15 protein-coding genes are annotated in these 20,972 nt (G+C 57.1%); 11 read left to right on the forward strand and 4 right to left on the reverse strand.

Annotated elements, in window-relative coordinates; genetic code table 11:
* From E8F12_RS11990 to E8F12_RS12015, 6 genes are all read left to right on the forward strand, one after another.
* A partial coding sequence (locus E8F12_RS11990) for an LLM class flavin-dependent oxidoreductase (protein WP_280325453.1) occupies positions 1 to 1,110 on the forward strand: 1,110 nt, incomplete at its 5' end.
* 130 nt (positions 1,111 to 1,240) lie between these two features.
* Positions 1,241 to 1,753 (forward strand): flavin reductase family protein, encoded by a 513-nt coding sequence (locus E8F12_RS11995; RefSeq protein WP_280325454.1) that lies wholly within the window; start codon positions 1,241 to 1,243, stop codon positions 1,751 to 1,753.
* 103 nt (positions 1,754 to 1,856) lie between these two features.
* Positions 1,857 to 2,486, forward strand: a complete 630-nt coding sequence (locus E8F12_RS12000; protein WP_280325455.1) for a riboflavin synthase — start codon at positions 1,857 to 1,859, stop codon at positions 2,484 to 2,486.
* 99 nt (positions 2,487 to 2,585) lie between these two features.
* A complete protein-coding gene (ribE, locus tag E8F12_RS12005; RefSeq protein ID WP_280325456.1) occupies positions 2,586 to 3,068 on the forward strand; it encodes a 6,7-dimethyl-8-ribityllumazine synthase in 483 nt (160 codons plus the stop codon).
* A 282-nt stretch (positions 3,069 to 3,350) separates the two neighbouring features.
* Positions 3,351 to 4,985, forward strand: a complete 1,635-nt coding sequence (locus E8F12_RS12010; protein WP_280325457.1) for an AMP-binding protein — start codon at positions 3,351 to 3,353, stop codon at positions 4,983 to 4,985.
* Positions 4,986 to 5,067: 82 nt separating this feature from the next.
* Positions 5,068 to 5,721 carry a hypothetical protein gene (locus E8F12_RS12015; RefSeq protein ID WP_280325459.1) on the forward strand — a complete coding sequence of 218 codons (654 nt, stop codon included), beginning with the start codon at positions 5,068 to 5,070 and terminating at the stop codon, positions 5,719 to 5,721.
* A gap of 1,029 nt (positions 5,722 to 6,750) precedes the next feature.
* On the opposite strand, the gene E8F12_RS12020 is transcribed toward E8F12_RS12015, so the two are convergent.
* The 4 genes from E8F12_RS12020 to E8F12_RS12035 all read right to left on the reverse strand — a co-directional run bounded on the left by E8F12_RS12020 (position 6,751) and on the right by E8F12_RS12035 (position 12,214).
* Positions 6,751 to 10,041, reverse strand: coding sequence for a carboxyl transferase domain-containing protein (locus tag E8F12_RS12020; protein ID WP_280325460.1), 3,291 nt, complete (start codon positions 10,039 to 10,041; stop codon positions 6,751 to 6,753).
* Positions 10,042 to 10,108: 67 nt separating this feature from the next.
* Complete coding sequence (locus E8F12_RS12025) at positions 10,109 to 10,879, reverse strand: enoyl-CoA hydratase-related protein (RefSeq protein ID WP_280325461.1); 771 nt, start codon at positions 10,877 to 10,879, stop codon at positions 10,109 to 10,111.
* A 5-nt stretch (positions 10,880 to 10,884) separates the two neighbouring features.
* Complete coding sequence (locus tag E8F12_RS12030; RefSeq protein ID WP_280325462.1) at positions 10,885 to 11,751, reverse strand: enoyl-CoA hydratase-related protein; 867 nt, start codon at positions 11,749 to 11,751, stop codon at positions 10,885 to 10,887.
* 1 nt (position 11,752) lies between these two features.
* Positions 11,753 to 12,214: a nuclear transport factor 2 family protein gene (locus tag E8F12_RS12035; RefSeq protein ID WP_280325463.1), complete on the reverse strand. Its 462-nt coding sequence runs from the start codon at positions 12,212 to 12,214 to the stop codon at positions 11,753 to 11,755.
* A 635-nt stretch (positions 12,215 to 12,849) separates the two neighbouring features.
* Here E8F12_RS12035 and E8F12_RS12040 point away from each other — a divergent pair.
* The 5 genes from E8F12_RS12040 to E8F12_RS12060 form a co-directional block, all read left to right on the forward strand.
* Positions 12,850 to 14,490 (forward strand): DUF1302 family protein, encoded by a 1,641-nt coding sequence (locus tag E8F12_RS12040; RefSeq protein ID WP_280325464.1) that lies wholly within the window; start codon positions 12,850 to 12,852, stop codon positions 14,488 to 14,490.
* 92 nt (positions 14,491 to 14,582) lie between these two features.
* Entirely contained in the window at positions 14,583 to 15,986 is a 1,404-nt protein-coding gene (locus tag E8F12_RS12045) for a DUF1329 domain-containing protein (protein WP_280325465.1), read from the forward strand.
* A 148-nt stretch (positions 15,987 to 16,134) separates the two neighbouring features.
* Positions 16,135 to 17,244, forward strand: a complete 1,110-nt coding sequence (locus E8F12_RS12050; protein WP_280325466.1) for a YCF48-related protein — start codon at positions 16,135 to 16,137, stop codon at positions 17,242 to 17,244.
* A gap of 6 nt (positions 17,245 to 17,250) precedes the next feature.
* On the forward strand, positions 17,251 to 19,704 hold the full coding sequence (locus E8F12_RS12055; protein WP_280325467.1) for an MMPL family transporter: 2,454 nt from the start codon (positions 17,251 to 17,253) through the stop codon (positions 19,702 to 19,704).
* Positions 19,705 to 19,920: 216 nt separating this feature from the next.
* Positions 19,921 to 20,972: LLM class flavin-dependent oxidoreductase (locus E8F12_RS12060; protein ID WP_280325469.1), on the forward strand; the 1,052-nt coding region annotated here is incomplete at its 3' end.

The following is a 20,972-nucleotide window of genomic DNA, read 5'->3' on the forward strand; positions in this document are numbered from 1 at the left end:
GAGCTGGAAGCGGGCATGGCCGGTCAGCGCCCCGAGCTGTATCAGCGCTTTCTATCCGAGGTGCGTGACTACGTGCGTCTGGCGGATGAGCTTGGCTACGCAGGCTACTGCCAACCTGAGCATCACCTGCAGATCGAGGGTTTTGAGATCAACAACCATCCCGGCATGTTCAGCCTCTATGTGGGCCTGCATTCCAAGCGGATGAAGGCCGGCATCATGGGGTACACCCTGCCGACCCATAACCCGGTGCGCATCGCCGAAGAAATCGCCACCCTTGACCATATGCTCCAGGGGCGGCTGATGGTCGGTTTCACCCGTGGTTACCATGCGCGCTGGGTCGACTCCTATGCCGCGCGCCCCGGTGTCAGCGCCACTACGCCGGACAACGCCAAGGCCCGCGACGAGCAGGATGCGCTGAACCGCGAAGTCTTCGAGGAGTCGCTGCAGGTCATCAAGAAAGCCTGGGCCAACGACGTGTTCAGCCACAAGGGCAAGCACTGGGAGTTCCCGCCAAATGGCGGCTCTGCCGGTCACCCGGCCTACGCCAGCATGGGCAAGGGCATGGATGCCGATGGCATCGTGCGCCAGATCGGGATTGCGCCGAAGTGCTACCAGAATCCCCATCCGAAAATTTACGGCGGCTTTGCCGGCAGCATGCGCACCGTCGACATGTGGGCGCGGGAAGGCGGCAAGCCGATCGTCCTGGCCGCCGACCTGGACTTCTGCGATGCCCTGTGGAACCGCTACGCCGATACCGCCCGCCAGCATGAGCGCGAAGTTGCCCGCGAGGATGTTGCCGCCTGGGGTGGTTTCCTGATGCTGACCGATGACAAGGACAAGGCCAAGCAGTTGATGGCTGAGCACAAGTGGTTTTGGGACAAGTGGTTCATCCCGTTCGGCCAGAAAATGCCGAACGTGCTGATCGGCTCGGCTGACGACATCGCCGAGCAGATCGGCCGCGCGCATGACCGCCTGGGCTTCAACGAACTGTTCCTGATGTTCGGTCAGGGCCACCTGGACCCGGAGCAGAACAACGAGGAGCTGGAAAAGTTTGCCAGCCTGGTGGCCCCTCGGTTCGCGACCAAGGATGCCGAAGGCACGCTGGTCTAACACGGGCCAGAGCACAGTTGAAGCAGGCCGGAACTAGTCCTACCTGCTTCGAATGTCACCACCTGATCAGCCTGAGATGGCGTGAAGGTATTAAGGGTGAACGCAACGCAAATTCATCTGGAGTTGCATCATGACTGAAGTCGCCACAGAGATAGTACGAGACACGATTGATCCGCAATGGTTCAGAACTGTTCTGGGCCAATATCCCACCGGCGTATGTGCAATTACCGCGATGGATCAGGACGGTAGGGTATCGGGTATGGCGGTTGGGTCTTTCACCTCGGTATCGCTTAATCCACCGTTGGTGGCCTTTCTGCCTGATCGCAGTTCCACCAGTTGGCCGAAGATTGAGAGTGCCGGCAAGTTCTGCGTCAATGTGCTAAGCAATCAGCAACTGGGTGTCTGTAAGCGCTTTGCTTCCAAGGCGGAAGACAAGTTTGCTGGGCTGGCATACCAGCTGTCAGGCAATGGCTCCCCAATCCTTGAGGGCGTGGTGGCCTGGATCGATTGTGACCTACATTCCGTCCAGGAAGCAGGTGATCACTATATCGTCATTGGTTCTGTGCGTGAGTTGCAGATTGAGTCCGAAGATTCTGCACTGCTCTTCTACCGTGGCGGATATGGTGGCTTTGCATCTCTATAACTCGGAATTGGCAAGTTGCTGCAAGTCGGTTATGCGCAAGGCTAGGCCGAACATTGGCAAGGTTGCGGGTAGGTCGCGTGAGCCGGGCAATCTAGGTGCGTGAATGTTTACCGGAATTATTGACGCGGTTGGTTGGATTGGCTCGATTGAGCACTGCAATGGTGATCTCAGAATCTTCGTTCAGACCGGTACGATGGATTTGATTGATCTGGGGCTAGGGGACAGTGTCGCCGTCAACGGAATTTGCCTGACAGTCGTCAGTCTGCTGCAGGATGGCTTCTGGGCCGATGTCAGTCAGGAAACTCTTAGCCGCAGCAGTCTGGCCGGGCTGAAGCAGGGCGCTCGCGTCAATCTGGAAAAAGCGCTCAGGGCGAACTCGCGGTTGGGTGGTCATTTGGTCAGTGGCCATGTCGACGGGCTCGGCAAAGTGGTTTCGCTGTCACGTGACGCGCGCTCATGGCTGATGCGCATCCATTCGCCTGCAGCGCTCTCCCGCTATATCGCGGAGAAAGGCTCGATTACCGTGGATGGTGTCAGTTTGACGGTCAATGCGGTGGCCGATGACTGCTTTGATCTGAATATCGTGCCGCACACTATGCAAATGACCATCATGCCCGACTACCGAGTCGGCCAGCAGGTCAACCTCGAAATCGATCTGATTGCGCGGTATGTGGAGCGCCTTCTGGTTGGCGATAAGCAGGAAAGGCTGGGCAAGGATGTTAGGAGTAGATGATTGTTATCTAGTTGGCAAAGGTTGGAAGCCAAGCGAATTCAGCGCTGCGGCCGTCATTTAGCTCTCCGGCGCGCCACTTATGGGTTATGGAGCTGAAGCATGTATTCCATTCGTACCATCGAAGGTGATTTGGCGTCAGTGCAGGGGCGTTATGCGCTGGTGGTGGGGCGCTTTAACAGTTTTGTGGTGGAAAGTCTGTTATCCGGTGCCCTAGATGCACTGAAGCGTCACGGTATCAAGGGTGAGGACATAACCATCGTGCGCGTGCCTGGTGCCTTCGAAATCCCGCTGGTGGTCAAGAAAGTCGCCGAGCGCAGGCAGTTTGAAGCCATTATCGCATTAGGGGCGGTGATCCGTGGCGGTACACCTCACTTTGAATATGTGGCGGGTGAGTGCATCAAGGGTATTGGTCGGCTCGCGCTAGAATATGCTGTCCCCGTTGCCTTTGGCGTGCTGACAGTCGACTCCATCGAGCAGGCCATCGAGCGCTCAGGCACCAAAGCCGGTAACAAGGGGGAAGAAGCCGCCATGTCGGCGATGGAAATGGTGAGCCTAACGGCTGCCTTGGCCGCCGTTAAGTAAGGCTTTCCGGCAGTGAGGCCAGATTATGTTGAGGGGAGGGGGGTGTGTTCCGTTGGCCCCCTTTGGATCTTTGTCAGTGGCTGCAAATGCGGGCTGAATCAGGCTACTTGTGATGCGCCTGCAGCGCGGAATTCTGATCTGTGATTTTTCAACGATATCGTTTACTTTTGACAATTACAGTGCCATCTTTTTGTTATTCAAACGGTGCCGAGCACATAATTAAAAGCGTGCAGAGGGCTGCCAGAGTAACAACTGCCTTCTGTCCGTAATGGAGGACGCTCAATGACAAAAACAACAGAATGGTTTGAGATTTCCCCAATAGGCGACCTCATCGTACGAGGGGCGCACTTGCAGCCAGCGCGGGATGCGATCGTTTTCCCTGAGGAAAGGCGCACCTACCGTCAGCTGTGCGACAACGCCATACAGATTGCCCGCGGCCTTATCGCTCTCGGCGTTCGTCCTGGTCAGCATGTTGGTCTGATGTCCGCCAACTGCCCAGAATTCATTGAAGGTTTTCTCGGTGCGGCGATGCTCGGTTGTGTAGCTGTACCGATCAATGCCCGACATAAGGCCAGCGAGATCGGTTACATCATTAAAAACGCCGACCTTGTCGCTCTGCTAACCACCGCAGAAGACAATGAATACACTAATTTTACCGCACTGTTCTGCGAAGCCTTGCCCTCATTGCCCAAGGCCGTCAAGCCAGCAGCCCTGACCCTGCCCGAAGTACCCTGCTTGCGCAGTACAGTACTGCTCAAGGGCGAATGTCGCCCGGGCTTTGTTGGCCGTTCTGAATTTGATCGTTTGGCACAGGGCGTTGATAAAGACGAGGTGCATGAGGCACGCTTGCGTGTGCGAATTCGCGACCTGGCACTGTTGGTCTACACCTCCGGCACAACGGCCAACCCCAAGGGCTGCATGCTGACCCATGAAGCCATTGTGCGCGGCTCGGTGCAGCGTGCCCGCTCACGGTTTGCCACCGGAGAACACCATGTTGCCTGGAACCCCGGTCCGCTGTTCCACATTGCAGCGCTCGCCCCCTTCCTCGGCGTGATTGGCACCCTTGGCACCTACCTGACCGATACCTTCTTCGAGCCTGGGCGAGCCATCGCCCTGATGGAAAGGGAAGGGGTGAGCATGGCCTGGCCTTGGTTCCCTGCCATCGTGCAGGGCGTGCTTGATCACCGTGATTTTGATGCCGGCAAGCTGGCGTCGCTGCGCAAGATTATGCTGATCGGCCCACCTGCACTGGTAAAAAAGGTTCAGAAGACCTTTCCGGACGCTGAACTTTTCCAGGCCTGCGGCATGACCGAGACTGCCGGTATCTTTGCCCTGACCGACGCAGGCGAAACGGCAGAACAGCGCGCCAACACCCAGGGCCGTCCTGCGGTCGGTATGGAGGTGCGCATTTCCAGCCTTGACGGAAAAGGTGATGCCGCACCCGGCGAAGTAGGTGAAATTCTGGTGCGTGGCTTCTGCGTAATGGAAGGCTACTATCGCGACCCGGAAAAGACTGCAGACACCCTGGACAAGGATGGCTGGTTGCATACCGGCGACCTCTATCTGCGCACCGAAGACGGCAGCCTGGTTTTCAATGGTCGCCTCAAGGACATGCTCAAGGTCGGCGGTGAAAACGTCGCAGCCATCGAGATCGAATCCTACCTCTGCGAGCATCCCTGCGTGGCCATTGCGGAAGTGGTTGGCAAGCCTGATCCGCGCCTGGACGAAGTGCCGGTGGCCTTCGTCGAGCTTAAGCCGGGCAAGACTGTCGACGCTGAAGAGCTGATCGCTTTCTGTAAAGGAAATATCGCTAACTTCAAGATCCCTCGGGCTGTGCATTTCGTTGAGCCGGGTACCTGGCCCATGTCAGCAACCAAGGTCAACAAGCGCGCGCTGCGCAGCATGCTGACCGACTAGGCCGCAGTGTCGCGCCGGGGCGCTGTTGCACCCCGGTCATGGCAGAAGTAATGGGGTAGACGGATATGGGGCAGGGTAGCGAATGTTGACACTCGAAGAGATCGGGACCTACGCAGAGGGCTTTCTCGAGTCCGTGCTGGACGGCGAGCCCTTGTCCGAGCGGGATGCCGCGCTGATTGGCCTTGCGGTCCGTGTCTCGCCATCGGCCCTGGATTTGCAGGGCACGCAAGACTATGTGCGGCGGGCGTTGGATGCCGGTGCGAGCGCCGCACAGGTGCATGAAGTACTGGTGCTGGTTTCGGGTCTGGGCGTGCACACCCTCATGGTGGGCTCGAGTACTGTGGCCGCGATTCTGCGTGAGCGGGGCGACCTGTCCATCAGCGCGCCGCTGGATAGCCTACGCCAGCAGCTCTGGGATCAGTATGTCGGTGAAGATCCGTTCTGGGACAGCATGGAGCAGCAGGTGCCCGGTTTTTTGGACGCCCTGCTCCGTCAATCGCCCGAGGCCTTTGAGGCATTCTTCATGTACTGCGCAGTGCCTTGGAAAACCGCGGCACTGCGTGCCTACCTCAAGGAGCTGATCTCCCTAGCTGTGGATGCCGCACCATCGCATCGCTTCATGCCGGGTCTGCGCCTGCATCTGGCCAACGCAGTGCAGTTGGGCGTAGGGCGAAAAGCTATTCTGCAAGCTCTGGCGATTGCCTCGGATGCCCCGCTGCACCGCGGGATCGCCTGAGTCTGAGCTAGGCAGGGGCGGAAGAGGGGGCAGCAGGTGCGCAGCGATAATCAAGCCCAGGTCCTGAACTTCTGTCCCCGGCTGCGGGTGGCGTGGTGTTTCCAGCGTTGGTGTGGCCTGGAGGGCAGGGTTGGCAATAGGCCCACCAGCGTGTTGGGCTAGAAGCTGAATCCTTCACCACCCAGCCACTGTTCGGCGGCGGATCGACGCACGGGGAAGTGATCGCCGGGCCTGAACCGCCAGTCTGTCAGCTCCCTCCGCCGAAGAAGGCGAGGTCATGCTTTTGCGCCGCCAGCCCCCGATCCGCTTGCATTTTCGCGGTTCCGGGAGGGTATGTTCAACCTGCACGAGCACCATGTAGCTCTTTAGCACGATGCGGTGCAATGCTCCTCCAAGTTGGGCAATAACCCGGGTATTGCGTGCCTGATAGCCTTTCGAGGTGCCGGTGCGTCGATCGCTGAATTGATGAGCCTTCCCAGGATTGAGCCGAACAATATGTTGTTCGGCGAGACTGCTTTCAGTTTCGATGAGCCCTTCGTCGTCGTAGCAGCTATCGGGTGCCGACAGCCATAACCACCATTGAGCGCAAGGAGGGTTGGCGTTATGCCCTGTTCGGCCGTGTCACGCTGGAATGCCGGATTCTGGCTGATGGTGGACATCCGTTGGCCACCGTAGGACAGCAGTGGTTAGTCATCCTATCAACATGAACCTTGGCGAAACGCTATGAAGCGCGACGTGGGTACCACGCGAAAGGCCCCCATCACCATGAAGGTGATCGCCGCACTGATGGATGAACCGAACCCGATCCACTGGGATGGCCGGGCCGTCGAGGCGCTAGGGCTGGGGAATCGACAAGTCAATCAAGGCCCGACTCTTCGACAATGTATTCGCCGGAGAGCGCGCTGACTGTGTTGCTGAGTTCTGCCCACACAGCACCTCGCCGCGACGCCTGCGGCTGAGTGCCTCGGTGGGCGACCGCAGGGTTGTCGGAGCGACGGCTGAGCTTCAAGAGTGCAGAGTGCGCTAGCGTCACCACGTGTCGATGAAGGGGCGCTTCTTGCCCTGTCTGGGCCCCACCATCTTTAACGACTGCAGGCAGCGTACTAGCCACTGACGTGATGCGGCCGGATCTATCACTGCATCAAACTCAAGCGATGCGGCAACACTGCTGGCCTTCCCGCGCTGGTAATAGTCGTTGACCAACTTGTCGAACAGCGTCTTCCGCTCCTGCTGGTCGGCAATGGCTTCCAGTTCGTCGCGATAGGCTAGTCTGACTGCGCCTTCAAAACCCATGCCGCCAAACTCGCCGGTCGGCCACGAAGCAATGAACAGCGGTGCGTGGAAGGAGCCGCCGGTCATCGCCATAGCGCCAAGGCCATAGCCCTTTCTTAGTATCAGGCTGAACAGCGGCGTGGCCATATTCGCGGCCACCGCGAATAGCCGGCTGGAGTGGCGCACAAGCGCAGTTTTCTCGCTCTCCGGGCCGACCATGAAACCGGGGGTATCGCACAGGCTGAGCACCGGCAAATCAAAGGCATCACAGAGCTGCAGGAAGCGCGAGGCTTTGTCTGCGGCATCGGTATCGATGGCCCCGCCGAGGATGTGCGGATTGTTGGCCATCACTCCGAGCGGGCGCCCTTCAATGCGTATCAGCGCGGTGATCATATTGGCGGCAAACTGCTCGCGCAGCTGTATGGCCGAGCCGCTATCCGATAGGGTCTCGATCACCGACCACATGTCATAGGAGCGCAGGCGGTTGTCCGGCACGCTGTGGCGCAGCCCGCGCTGGTCAGCAGATTCCCAGTGCCCGAGCGACCCTTGAAAATAGCCCAGCAGCTTTTTGGCCAGCGCGGTGGCCTGCGCCTCGTCATCGACCACACAATCTACCACGCCGTTCTTAGCCTGCAGATTGACCGGGCCAATGTCCTCCGGCGCATGCACACCGAGTCCCGCGCCCTCGATCATCGCTGGCCCAGCCATGCCGATATTGGCATCCCGGGTGGCAACGATGATGTCACTGCAACCGGCCAGCACCGCATTGCCGGCAAAGCAGCGGCCGCTGACGATGCTGATGCGCGGCGCCAGACCACTGAGCCGGGCAAACTGCAGGAAGCTGGGCATGTTCAGCCCGGTTGCCCGGGTAGCATCGTCGCTGTCCCCTGGCCGGCCGCCTCCCCCCTCGGCATAGATGATCAGGGGAATTTCCAGCTCGTTGGCTATACCGAGCATGCGCGACAGCTTCTTGTGGCTCATGATGCCCTGTGTGCCGGCTAGCACGGTGTAGTCGTAGGCCAGCACCATGCACCGGGCTTGTGCGGGCTGGAACTGATTGCCATTGACGCTGGCAACCCCTGCAATCAGACCGTCCGCAGGTGTCGAGATGGCCAGTTCATGTTCGGAAAAACGGCTGCGCTGGGCGGCAAAGGTCAGAGCCCCGTATTCAATGAAACTGTCTGCATCACACAGGTCTGCTATGTTTTCGCGAGCAGTGCGTTTGCCTTTTGCATGCCGGCGCGCCGCCGCCTGCGGACGCGACGCATCCTGGATGAGGGCGTGGCGTGATAGGACCTCGGAGAGGTCCGCTCTGGCCGCATCCAGGTCAACTGTCTGTAGCGATCCGCTATCGACCGAATCGACATCGGCCTCTTGAAGATAGAGCAGGGCTTGGTTTGCGGTAACGGCCGAATGCATGTCCACACTGACGCGACGGATGATCCCGCTGGCTGGCGCGCTGATCACATGCTGCATCTTCATGGATTCGATCATCGCCAGCGCCTGCCCCTTGTGCACCGGCTGATCCTCGGCGACATGCAGTTCTATCAGCAGGCCGCTCATGGGGGCGGTAATCATCCTCAGGCCATTCAGACAATGCTCATCTGGATGTGCTGTGGGAGCAGGACCGGATGTCTCGGTAAAGAACTGTTGTGGATGCTTCTGGCTCGGACTGCGAATTAGCTGCCCCAGGTGCTCATCAATAAAGTGGGTATACACCTGACTCTCGACCACCGCAGGGTGGCAAAGCAGGTTCTTGAGGAACTCGATATTGGTTTCGACACCTTGAATGCGCGTCTGGCACAGGGTGCGATAGACGCGCTGAGCGAGCTCGCTGAAGCTTCCGGAAGGGCTGTGCACTATCAGTTTCGCCAGCAGCGAATCGTAGCGGGGATTGATGCTGTACCCGGCGTAGCCAAAACTGTCGACCCGGATGCCGGGGCCGCCCGGCGGCTCGAAGATACTGAGTGTGCCGCCACTCGGGAGCACACTGCCGTTACGTTGCATGCTTTCCATATTGATGCGTAGTTGCATTGCATAGCCCTGAGCAGGAGGAATGTCCACCTGTTGCAGATGCAGACTGCGTAATGTCTCGCCGCCGGCCAGACGCAATTGGGCCTGTACCAGATCAATCCCGGTGATGGCCTCGGTTATGGTGTGTTCCACCTGCAGGCGCGGGTTGGCTTCTATAAAGAAGAAGCGGCCAGTCTGCTCATCGAGCAAAAATTCGAAGGTGCTCAGGCTGCTGAGGCCAACCGTGCTGGCCAGCTTGAGTGCGGCATTAATCAGCGCTTCGCGCAGGTCGCTGCTGAGCGACGGGCTCGGGGCAATTTCCAGCATCTTCTGGTGCTTGCGCTGCAGGCTACATTCCCTTTCCCACAGGTGGCTTACTTCGTTGCCGTCACCGATCACTTGCACTTCTATATGCCGTGCGCGGGTCACCATCTCCTCGATGTACAACTCACGATTACCAAAGGCCGACAGGGCCTCGGCGCTGCACTGATGGAAGGCATCTTCCAGCTGACCGGCATCGCGCACTATGCGCATGCCACGGCCACCGCCACCGGCAATCGCCTTGAGCAGCGCTGGGCTTCCCGCTGGCAAGTTGGCAAGAAAAGCGCGAGCGTGTTCTAGATCGATTGCGCCGTCGGTTCCGGGAATCACCGGAACGGCGCACTGCTTGGCCAACACTCTGGCGCTGGCCTTATTGCCAAGTCGGGCGAGGACATCTGCGGACGGGCCGACGAAGCGGATATTGGCGGCTTCACATCGTCTGGCAAAATCCGGCTGTTCACTGAGGAAGCCGTACCCAGGGTGGATGGCATCACAGCCATGCTGGCGAGCCAGGGTAATCAGTTGCTGCGCATCCAGATAGGCCGCTGCACCAACGCCTTCGAGCGGGATGGCCTGGTCGGCGATACGGGTATGTAGGCACTGCGCGTCATCCTGTGGGTACACTGCAATGGTGGTGATGCCCAAGTCAGCTGCAGCACGGGCAATACGGATGGCCACCTCTCCGCGATTGGCGATCAGAAGCTTGTTGATCATGTTTTGCCCTTGTAGATACAAAAAAGGCCGAACGCTTAGCGCCCGGCCCCGGTGCGACAGGCTAGGCTCAGCGTCCCTTCCATTCCGCTTTACGTTTCTCGATAAAGGCGTTACGGCCCTCGAGTACGTCTTCGCTGGAGGCGTATTCCTCGATCGACTCGAAACGGGTTGCCAGGGCAACTTCAAGCGGGTAGTCGAGGCGGCTCGTTGCTGCGTCCTTGGCGGCCTGGTTGGCTAGCGGGGAAGCGGCTGCGACCTTTTCCGCCCAGCGCGTGGCTGCTTCGGCCAGGTTGGCCGGCTCGACCACTTCATTCACCAGGCCATAGCTGAAGGCGTCCTGGGCGGACATGCGATCCCCGGTCAGGATCATGGCCATGGCAATGCGCTGCGGCAGCTGACGAACTGCGCGGTGAACGACGCCGCATTCGCCGATGATGCCGGCCTTCGTCTCCGGCAGGCCGAATTGAGCATTGTCTGCCGCAACGATAATGTCGGCACACAAGGCCAGCTCGAAACCACCGCCTAGCGCATAGCCCTGAACAGCGGCAACCAGTGGCTTCTTCAGTTTCACCAGCGGGCCACCAATACCGGTCAGGCCACCACCGACAGCCATGCGCGATGCACGTTCGGTGCCGCCACTGATATCACCGCCAACACAGAAAGCGCGGTCACCCTCTGCAGAAAGTACGGCTACCCAGACTTCCGGATTGCGGTTAATTTCCTGCCACGCTTCAAACAAGGCCTGATCCATATCGCCATTGATGGCGTTGAGGGATTTGGGGCGGTTCAGCCGTACGTGAGCAATATGGCCTTCAATGTAGAAGTCGACGTTAGACATGGCTCTTATTCCTGTATTTTTTTCCACGGGGTCAGGGGAGTCGTCCGCTCTGAGCGGTAGAGCTTTATCGACTCCTTCAAACCTATTTCGGCAAGCTTCTGTTTGATTTCCAGCACCGAGGGCGCCACGTGTAGCAGTGCGTCCATCTCGGCTACCGCAGCTCCGGCAGAACGGAAGCCCATCGCTTCGGCGGCACGGTTGATGGACAGCTTCTTGATACGCAGAACTTCCGGAGGTGTCAGGGCAATGCGCTCGGCGAGACTTTCGACACACTCTATGAGCTGGTCTGGAGCCACGCTGTGATTAGCCCAGCCCCACTCGACTGCAGTTTTCCCGTCAATGCTGTTGCCAGGTACGAAAGCCAATTCCTTGGCCCGCTTGGCTCCCACCAGTGGTACCCAGAGGGGGGCCACGTAGCCGCCCCCAATCGGGATGGTCGGTTCACCGATCTTGGCGTCATCGGTCACAACAGTGATATCCGCATGCACGCAGATCTGCGTGGCTCCCGCGATGCAGTAGCCGTGAACAGCGGCGATGATCGGTTTGGGGTGATCCCACATCGCCACATAACGGTCCACGTTCCGGCGCAGACGCTCGCGATCAGCGAGCGGATCGGGTACGAGACTGCCGTAGCCATTTGCCTTGCCAACTTGGCCTAGGTCGTAGCCACCCGAAAAACCGCGTCCTTCTCCCCGTATGCCAATCACCGGGCCGCCTTCGGTTGCGAGACGCTTAAGGGCATCAGAAAACTCATCGAGCAACTCGTTCGACAGCGCATTTGCACTGTCAGGTCGATTGAGAATCAGCCAGGAAATTTTCTCCTTGTGCTCAATGCGGATGTATTCGTACGGGTAGGAAGATGCGGCGCTCATATCAGCTGCGTCCTATCGGCAGGGTTTTCTTCACATGAAAGTCCTTGTCGCCGGTCACACGCAGCTCGCGGCGCTTGAACTGCCATTTGCCATTCGCGCGCACGATGACATCGTGATACTGACCCCACACATGGCTGTCAGGCATTTCACGGTTGTAGCGGTGCCATGCATAGAGAACAGAGCGAACGGTGGCTTCGTCCGGACCGGTGAAGTCGACGACGATATTCGATACATGGTGGCTAGTGGCCTTGAAGAAGGAGCCAACGCCTTCAAGAGTCTTGGCGTAGGCTGCGCGTCCCTGTGCGCCAAAGCCGCCAGGGCCGTAGATGACCTCACAGTCTTCAGTGAACAGGGCAGCCAGCTCGGCTGCCTGATTCATGTCGAGATGGAAGGCATAGGTGAACAGCAGGCGCTCAATGGCCTGGGTGTCGATAAGTTGTTGCAGCTGGGTTTCTTGAGTCATGTCCATCTCCTTCGTCAACGTTAGAGTTGACTGATACTATTTATTTATCAACGAACGTGTCAACTTTCATTTCTTGCTCTCTGTTGGGGCGGGCTGCGTCTCCCCTGGCGGCAGCGATCACCGGTGCTGCCGCCAAGATCAGGGGGGGCGTGGGGGGATCCGGGCATAGCGAAGTAATGCTCGCGACCGCCTCAGTGCTTAGAGCGTTTTGCTGCTAGGGGCGGAGAAATGCTGATGCTGGAAAGGCAACCCAACGGATGCCTGAAGGCGCTTTGACGAGCTGTGGGGTGATATCTCAGAGCCTTTCTTCAGTTCTGTTCCGAGTGAAGCAGACAAGGCTGCGGTGTTCCGTTCACTCATCCATCAGACGCTATCGCCCATGTCGGCGAGGCTGCCGTTCCACGATCAATTGAGGAGCATCGTCCTGAGCATCGGGTAGGGCGTGGCGATGCTGAATTTTTATCAACGCTAAAGTTGACTGAGGCTGGTTTGGGTGGTATATCAACATCAAAGTTGAAAAATGGCGCAATGGTTGCGGTGGGCCTTCGCGCAATTCAGTGGGGAGAGGGGAATCATTCAAATACAGGCTGGCCCGCTGCTGGCCAGCAAACGTCATGGGACTGGAGAAGTAAAAAATGCAAAAACAACAACAAGAAATTGCAAGGTTTGGCAGGATTCAGTTTGGTCAGAAAAATCTGAGAGCAGCGATCGCCCTTGCGACGATTTTCTCATCTGGTGCATCGCAGGCAGTCACTCTGAAGGCCGACCAGGACTGGACGATCAACTTCGATACGTCCCTGCAGTGGCTCGCAGGCTGGAGGGTTGAGGGGCGCGACCCACGTATCGCGAACAATCCGAATAACCACGCCGCCGATCACAAATTTGATCGCGGGGAAATGGTTACGAACCGTGTTCAGGGATTGTTCGAGTTGCAGGGTGTCTATCAGGATAACTATGGTTTTCGTGTGTCTGCTTCGGCTTGGAATGATTTTGCTTACGACGATGATGTCGAAGTACGTCCGGGGTACCTGCCGACCTATAGCGATGGCAAATACAGCAGCCATACTAAGAAATACCACATCCGTGGTGCTGAGTTGCTTGACGCTTTCGTTTTCAGCAACTTCGAAGTAGCTGACCACAGCGCATCTGTACGGCTAGGTCGCTTCAGTCAGCAGTGGGGTAACGCAGTATTCTTCGGTTACTCCGGTATTGCGTTCGGCCAGCATCCCGTTGACTTCATCAAGGGGTTTTCTCAACCTGGCTCTTCCGTCAAAGAGTTGATCCTGCCGCGTACGCAGGTCTACGGAAGTTTCGATATCAATGATGAACTGTCAATCGCCGCACAGTATTTTCTCGAGTGGCGTCCCAATCGTTTCCCCGAAGGGGCTACCTATCTGGCACCTGCCGATATTCTCTTTGAGGGGCCGGATGTCGGCGGTAGCGTAGTACCAGGCGCTGTTGTTGGTAAGAGCGATGATCCCGATGATATCAACGACAACTTCGGTGTCCGCTTGGACTGGACTCCGGCCTGGGCTAATGGTGATCGCATTGGCTTTTATTACCGCCAGTACGACGAGCCGGAACCTGTTGCAACTCTGAACTTCCCTCAAGTTGAGTTGAAATACGCCGAAAAGTCCAAAATGTACGCGATGTCCTACGAGACAGCGATTGGGGCTAACAGCCTCGGCTTCGAAGTGAACTATCGTCAGGATACCGCGTTGCAATCCGTTTTCCCTTCCGAAGTGGCGAAAGGTGACTTGGTTAACGTGTTGGCGAACTCTTTGATCAGCCTGCCCGGCAATTCACTCTGGGACGCTGCAACCGTCCTCGGTGAAGTGACCTACACGCATCTGACTAAAGTGCATGACAAGGACATCTATAACGGTGAGGGTTATGCCTGTAAAGGTAACAGGAGTGATGGCTGTGGTACAGACAATGCAGTTGCAGTGGCGCTGCTGTTTGAACCGTCCTGGCTGCAAATCCTTCCGTCCACTGACATAAGTCTGCCGATTTTCGTCCAGTATGGAGTTACCGGAAATCCGGCCTATGCAGCGGGGGGGTTTTATGCTGAGGACTCCGTCATTGCCTCTATTGGCGTGAAAGCAGCTGTAGCCCAAAAGCATTATTTTGCTCTGCAATATCAGGATTACTACTGGAATCCCACTGGTCGCATCGTTAACGGCGCACCCGGCGGTGATATATATGCAGGTGGTAACGGTCCCACTGGTCTGAATGACAAGGGCTGGGTATCGCTTTCCTACAACACCTCGTTCTAAAAGAGGGCCCAGCCTAGCGAGTCAAGCATCCAGTAATACTTACAAGCCTTACAGACACACTTGTTCCGATAATCACAAGAAGGAAGACGGCCGTGCTGAAAAAAACAATTATTGCCGGGCTGGTGCCTGCCCTGGCACTGTGCTTCGTAGGTAGTGCCTTGGCTGCCGTATCGGCAGAAGAGGCCAAGCGTCTTGGTGCGGATCTGACCCTGCATGGCGCCGAAAAGGCCGGTAATGCAGATGGTAGCATTCCAGAATACACAGGCGGACTGCAGTCGGTTCCTGGCTACAACCGGGAGACGATGCAGACTTATATCAATCCTTATAAGGATGAGAAGCCTCTGTTTTCCATTACGTCCGCCAATATGGAGCAGTATTCGCAGTTCCTCACCGAAGGTACCAAGGCTACGCTGCGTAAGTATCCCAGCTACAAGCTCAATGTGTACCCAACCCACCGTTCGGCTCGTTATGAGGACTGGGTGCTTAAAAACACCCAGGTGAATGCGACAACTGCCGAAATGACCGGCGAGATCATGGGAGATGGCGTCAAGGGCGCCGGGCCTGATGGTCTGCCGCTGCCGGGTGTTCTCTTCCCGATCCCGAAGAATGGCTATGAGGTGATGTGGAACCACAAGCTGGCCTTTGCCCCTGCGATCATGCACCAGCACAACCAGGGTTTTGTGGTTGACTCCAAAGGCGGAGTGAGTGTGTTGTCCACCCCAAACCAGTACCACATGCGCCCCTGGTATGACCAGACCGGCAAGCTGCGTCAGGAGTCGAACGGCGCCATTCTATCGTTCTCGGCACTGCAAACCAGTCCGCCGCAGTCTGCGGGTGTGACCTTCCTGAACTTCTATCTGCCGACCGCCGACAACGGTGGTCAACTGGTATGGTTCTACACTCCGGGTCAGCGCCGTGCACGTCGCGCGCCGGACTTTGCCTATGATCTGCCGATCGGTTCTTACGGTGGCGTACTGATGTGGGACGAAATCTTCGGCTTCGTCGGCCGCATGGATCGCTTTGACTTCAAGCTGGTCGGTAAGGAGGAGAGGTTCGTGCCCTACAACGCCTATACCCTGACTCAGGAGGTCAACCCGCGTGACGTACTAGGCAAGGAACACCTGGCTCCGGAAGCCATGCGCTTCGAAAAGCATCGGGTATGGATTGTCGAGGCTGAGCGCAAGCCAGGTGCCCGCCATGTATACAGCAAGCGCCGCTTCTATATCGACGAAGACAGCTGGCAGATCGTTGCTCTGGAAACCTACGACAATGCCGGTAAGCTCTGGAAAAACGGTTTCATCGAGAGTTTCCCGACCTACGACGTGGGGGGGGTGAATAACAACACGTGGGCTTTCAACGATCTGGTTTCAGGCAACTACATGCTGATTAATGCCGGTGCTTCACAGCCTGGCCACTGGAACCGTTCCTATACCGCTATGGATGGTTTGCGTATTGCGCTTACTCCGCGCGCAGTTGAAGCTCAGGGTGTTCGTTAACGGCTGAAGGACTTCTGGCGGGGGTGTCAACCCCCGCTAGGTTTCAACTTTCTTGTAAATAATCGAGTTCACTTCTGCTTGTTGTGTAAGTTTTCTAAAAGTCTTTCGTGCACCAATGGCTTTGCTTAAGCAAAGAAGAGAAACCCGTATGAAAAAGAAATTGAATAAACTGCTCAGGGTTTTTGTCCTTCCTTTTGTCATTTTGTTCGTGTTGGCTTCTTCATCAATGGCCGATTTCAAAGATCCTCTGGATTATGGCGCCATTGAACAGGAAAAACCTCTGAATAAGCCCTTTATTGACAGTGCGAAAAGCGGACATACATTAGTCGTGGTTGGGCCGCGAGGCTTGATTCTGTATTCCAATGATGGGGGAGGGAAGTGGGCTCAAGCCCAGGTTCCTGTACAGAGCGACTTAGTTGCCATTGATATGGTCAACGAGTCAAAGGGTTGGGCAGTTGGGCATGATGGCGTGATTCTCGCCACTACTGATGGAGGCGCCACCTGGGTCAAGCAGCTTGATGGTCGAATGGCCAGCAAGCAGTTCATCAATTACTACAGTAAGCGTCTCAAACAGGGCGACAGCAGCGTTGAGAAGGCCCTTGAACTCACCGAGCTCAATTATCGCGATGGTCCGGCCTTACCCTTTCTCGATGTCTGGTTTCGTGACGAGTTGACCGGTTTTGCCGTAGGTGGATTCGGAAACATTGCGCGCACTGATGATGGCGGCAAGACCTGGACACCTTGGACGGACCGCATTGCCAATGAATCCGGTTTTCACCTCACTAGCGTGGTAGGCATTGGTGATGATGTCTTTATCGGCAGCGAGCGTGGCGTGCTGTTCAGGCTGAATGCCGAGCGGCAGTTATTCGAAATTATCGAAACCGGGTATTCCGGTAGCTTTACCGGAATTACCGGCGCAAATGGGCTGATCATCGCTTATGGACTGGGGGGGGCGGCCTACCAAAGTACAGATCGGGGCAATACATGGACGGAAGTCAAGGATCTGCCGCGCTCCACCATCAACGATGCCTTCAGACGGTCCAATGACAAAGGCTATATATTTGCCAATCAGTCAGGCAAGCTTGTTATCAGTGACAAGAACTTTGAAAACCTTGAGGTGATCGACTGCGGTGAGCCTGTTAGTTTTACCTCGATCCTTGAAATATCGGATCGGGAGTTGCTCGTTACTGACTTGCAGGGGCTTTCCAAAGTCTCGCTGGTGGATCACAAGATGACCAGGGTCACGTCTCAGGAGTAATATCAGATGTTAAGTAATAATAAAACTGCAGCAGCGCCTGGTTTGGATACTACCGCCAGCCCGTTTGATCGCTCGTCAGGGGCTTTTCATGAGCGTCTGTTTTTTAACAATCGGATATTGTTTCTTCTGGTCGGACTTTTTGTAACGCTCTCTTTCGGTTTTCAGAGTGCGAAGCTTGGTGTAAACGCCAGTTTTGAAAAAATGATGCCCTCATCCCATGAGTACATCCAAAACTACCGCGCCTTTGCAAATAACCTGCGCAGTCTAGGCAACGCAGTTACGGTGGTGGTGGAGAACAAGAATGGGTCTATCTACGACGCCGGGTATCAGAAGACGCTGAGCGAGCTCAATGACAGGGTGTTCCTGATCAATGGAGTCGACCGGGCATTCGTGCAATCCCTGTGGATGGCCTCGGTGCGCTGGACGGCGGTAACCGCGGAAGGTTTTGACGGCGGCCCGGTCATGCCACCGGATTATGACGGCTCGCCCAAAAGCATTGAGCAGCTCCGTGCCAACGTTGAGAAGGCCGGGCTGAAGGGTTCCCTTGTGGCCATGGACGAGCGCTCCAGCGCGATGTTCGTGCCCTTGATGGAGCGGGACCCGGTAACCGGTCAGTTGCTTGACTACAAGGCTTTTACAGACAGCATCAACGCCATCAACACAGAATTCCAGAGCCGTGGCGTCGAGCTCCATGTCATCGGTTTTGCCAAGCTGGTCGGTGACCTGATTTCTGGCCTTATGGAAGTGCTCAGCTATTTTGTTGTGGCTGCCGCGGTCGTATCGGTCATCGTTTACTGGTATTCGCGTTGCTTGACCAGCACCTTTGTCGTGGTTGGCACTTCGCTGATTGGGGTGATCTGGCAGTTGGGGATCATGCAACTGTTCGGCTTTGTGCTGGATCCCTTTTCGGTACTGGTGCCTTTCCTGGTTTTTGCCATCGGCGTATCCCATGGCTCGCAGATGATGAGTGGCATCATTCAAGACATCGGCGAGGGCGCCGATCGCTATGTGGCTGCGCGACTGACCTACAGGCGGCTGTGCCTGGCTGGTTTCGTTGCGCTGGTAGCCGATGCCTTGGGTTTTGCCGTGATCTCGGTGATCGATATTCCAGCGATCCGAGACTTGGCCCTACAAGCGACCGTTGGGGTCGCGGCGCTGATTATCACCAACTTGCTGCTTATTCCAGTGGTACTGTCCTTCACCGGTATCAGTGCCCGTGCGGCCCAGCGCGCTTCGAGGGTTCAGCACGGCGAGCACTTTATGGTCAGGTGGCTCGGTGATCTTGCTGAAAAGCGTATTGCGCGCTTGGTGCTGATCATCGTGGCAATTATCACGACTGCTAGTTTCATTCATGGCCAGAAGATAAGCATTGGTGATTCTGGCGCCGGTGCCTCCGAGTTACGCGCGGATTCAATATATAATAAAGATGTAAATTACATCCGCGAAAACTACGGTTTGTCGAAAGATATGTTCGCGGTGATCGTGACGACGCCTGAGGGTGGCCTAGGCAATTTTGAAACCCTGCTGCAGATTGACCGGCTGGAACAGCAGCTGGGTGACCTGCCCGGCGTACAGATCACCGAATCGGCAGCCAGCATAGCTCGCAGGCTCACCCCAGCAGGCTTTGAAGGCTCGCCCAAGTGGTACACCATCAGTCGTAGCCGCTATATCACCAATGACGCGGTGGACAACGTGTTTACCGCACGTCCAGGGTTGATCAACGATTCTCGTACGGTGGCACCGATCATCGTCTACCTGAGCAATCACAATGCCGAAACCCTGCAGCGCTTGACGAAGGTTGTTGAGGCGTTTGCCGCCGAAAATAACAACGAAGATCGGAAGTTCCTGCTGGCCGGCGGCAACGCCGGGGTGGAAGCTGCCACTAACCAAGCAGTGGAAAAGGCTAGCTTCGAGATGGAAGTGCTAGTTTACGCTGCGGTGATTCTGCTCTGCTGGATAACCTTCCGAAGCTGGCGTGCGGTGTTGGTGGCGATTCTGCCGCTGATTGTCGTGACCATTCTGTCAAAATCCTTGATGGTCCTGCTGGGGATCGGGCTCAAGGTGGCTACCTTGCCAGTGGTGGCGCTGGGTGTGGGGATCGGCGTGGATTATGCCCTCTACATGCTGACTGTATTCCTAGCGTTCCAGCGCCAGGGTATGTCGGTCAAGGGTGCTTACACCAGCGCGCTGGCGTCTACTGGGCAGGTGGTGCTGCTGGTAGGCGTTACCCTGACAGCCGCAGTGGGCACTTGGATATGGTCCCCGATCAAGTTCCAGGCCGACATGGGCCTGCTGCTGGCCTTCATGTTCCTCGGGAATATGCTTGCGGCGCTGATTATGGTCCCGGCGCTATCCGCTTATTTGCTGGCACCTAAGAAGGTTGTGCCTCAAGACTCAGTTGGGGTCGAGTCGGATAACGATTCTGCAACTAAGCGCGTCGCTCAAATGTCTGCCGTCTGAGTTGTCGGGGGCTTGGCCCCCGCTTCTCTCCGTAGCATGTATCGAAAGGGTGCGGATGCGTCAAAACTGGCGTCCCTGACCCATTTCACCGGCTTTTGCGCATGAAGTAAGTGGGGGTATTTTTTCGCACTTGTAATCAACGCAAATGTTGACATTCGACGTCTGGTTGTTCGATAGTCAGACGAAAAGAGCCCAAGCAGGAGCCGAGGAGGCCCAATGAAGTTTCATTTGATGCAAACAGGTGTGATCGGTCGTCGTTATGAGCTGGAAGCGGGCATGGCCGGTCAGCGCCCCGAGCTGTATCAGCGCTTTCTATCCGAGGTGCGTGACTACGTGCGTCTGGCGGATGAGCTTGGCTACGCAGGCTACTGCCAACCTGAGCATCACCTGCAGATCGAGGGTTTTGAGATCAACAACCATCCCGGCATGTTCAGCCTCTATGTGGGCCTGCATTCCAAGCGGATGAAGGCCGGCATCATGGGGTACACCCTGCCGACCCATAACCCGGTGCGCATCGCCGAAGAAATCGCCACCCTTGACCATATGCTCCAGGGGCGGCTGATGGTCGGTTTCACCCGTGGTTACCATGCGCGCTGGGTCGACTCCTATGCCGCGCGCCCCGGTGTCAGCGCCACTACGCCGGACAACGCCAAGGCCCGCGACGAGCAGGATGCGCTGAACCGCGAAGTCTTCGAGGAGTCGCTGCAGGTCATCAAGAAAGCCTGGGCCAACGACGTGTTCAGCCACAAGGGCAAGCACTGGGAGTTCCCGCCAAATGGCGGCTCTGCCGGTCACCCGGCCTACGCCAGCATGGGCAAGGGCATGGATGCCGATGGCATCGTGCGCCAGATCGGGATTGCGCCGAAGTGCTACCAGAATCCCCATCCGAAAATTTACGGCGGCTTTGCCGGCAGCATGCGCACCGTCGACATGTGGGCGCGGGAAGGCGGCAAGCCGATCGTCCTGGCCGCCGACCTGGACTTCTGCGATGCCCTGTGGAACCGCTACGCCGATACCGCCCGCCAGCATGAGCGCGAAGTTGCCCGCGAGGATGTTGCCGCCTGGGGTGGTTTCCTGATGCTGACCGATGACAAGGACAAGGCCAAGCAGTTGATGGCTGAGCACAAGTGGTTTTGGGACAAGTGGTTCATCCCGTTCGGCCAGAAAATGCCGAACGTGCTGATCGGCTCGGCTGACGACATCGCCGAGCAGATCGGCCGCGCGCATGACCGCCTGGGCTTCAACGAACTGTTCCTGATGTTCGGTCA

The organism is Pseudomonas sp. BN102, assembly GCF_029871245.1.
In the GTDB taxonomy this organism is placed as follows: domain Bacteria; phylum Pseudomonadota; class Gammaproteobacteria; order Pseudomonadales; family Pseudomonadaceae; genus Metapseudomonas.

Excerpts from the sequence above, each read along its gene's own strand:
- E8F12_RS12015 (WP_280325459.1), top strand. The coding sequence starts at position 5,068 with ATGTTGACACTCGAAGAGATCGGGACCTACGCAGAGGGCTTTCTCGAG.
- E8F12_RS12020 (WP_280325460.1), bottom strand. The coding sequence starts at position 10,041 with ATGATCAACAAGCTTCTGATCGCCAATCGCGGAGAGGTGGCCATCCGT.
- E8F12_RS12055 (WP_280325467.1), top strand. The coding sequence starts at position 17,251 with ATGTTAAGTAATAATAAAACTGCAGCAGCGCCTGGTTTGGATACTACC.
- E8F12_RS12010 (WP_280325457.1), top strand. The coding sequence starts at position 3,351 with ATGACAAAAACAACAGAATGGTTTGAGATTTCCCCAATAGGCGACCTC.
- E8F12_RS12000 (WP_280325455.1), top strand. The coding sequence starts at position 1,857 with ATGTTTACCGGAATTATTGACGCGGTTGGTTGGATTGGCTCGATTGAG.
- E8F12_RS11995 (WP_280325454.1), top strand. The coding sequence starts at position 1,241 with ATGACTGAAGTCGCCACAGAGATAGTACGAGACACGATTGATCCGCAA.
- E8F12_RS12030 (WP_280325462.1), bottom strand. The coding sequence starts at position 11,751 with ATGAGCGCCGCATCTTCCTACCCGTACGAATACATCCGCATTGAGCAC.
- E8F12_RS12040 (WP_280325464.1), top strand. The coding sequence starts at position 12,850 with ATGCAAAAACAACAACAAGAAATTGCAAGGTTTGGCAGGATTCAGTTT.
- ribE (WP_280325456.1), top strand. The coding sequence starts at position 2,586 with ATGTATTCCATTCGTACCATCGAAGGTGATTTGGCGTCAGTGCAGGGG.
- E8F12_RS12050 (WP_280325466.1), top strand. The coding sequence starts at position 16,135 with ATGAAAAAGAAATTGAATAAACTGCTCAGGGTTTTTGTCCTTCCTTTT.
- E8F12_RS12025 (WP_280325461.1), bottom strand. The coding sequence starts at position 10,879 with ATGTCTAACGTCGACTTCTACATTGAAGGCCATATTGCTCACGTACGG.
- E8F12_RS12035 (WP_280325463.1), bottom strand. The coding sequence starts at position 12,214 with ATGACTCAAGAAACCCAGCTGCAACAACTTATCGACACCCAGGCCATT.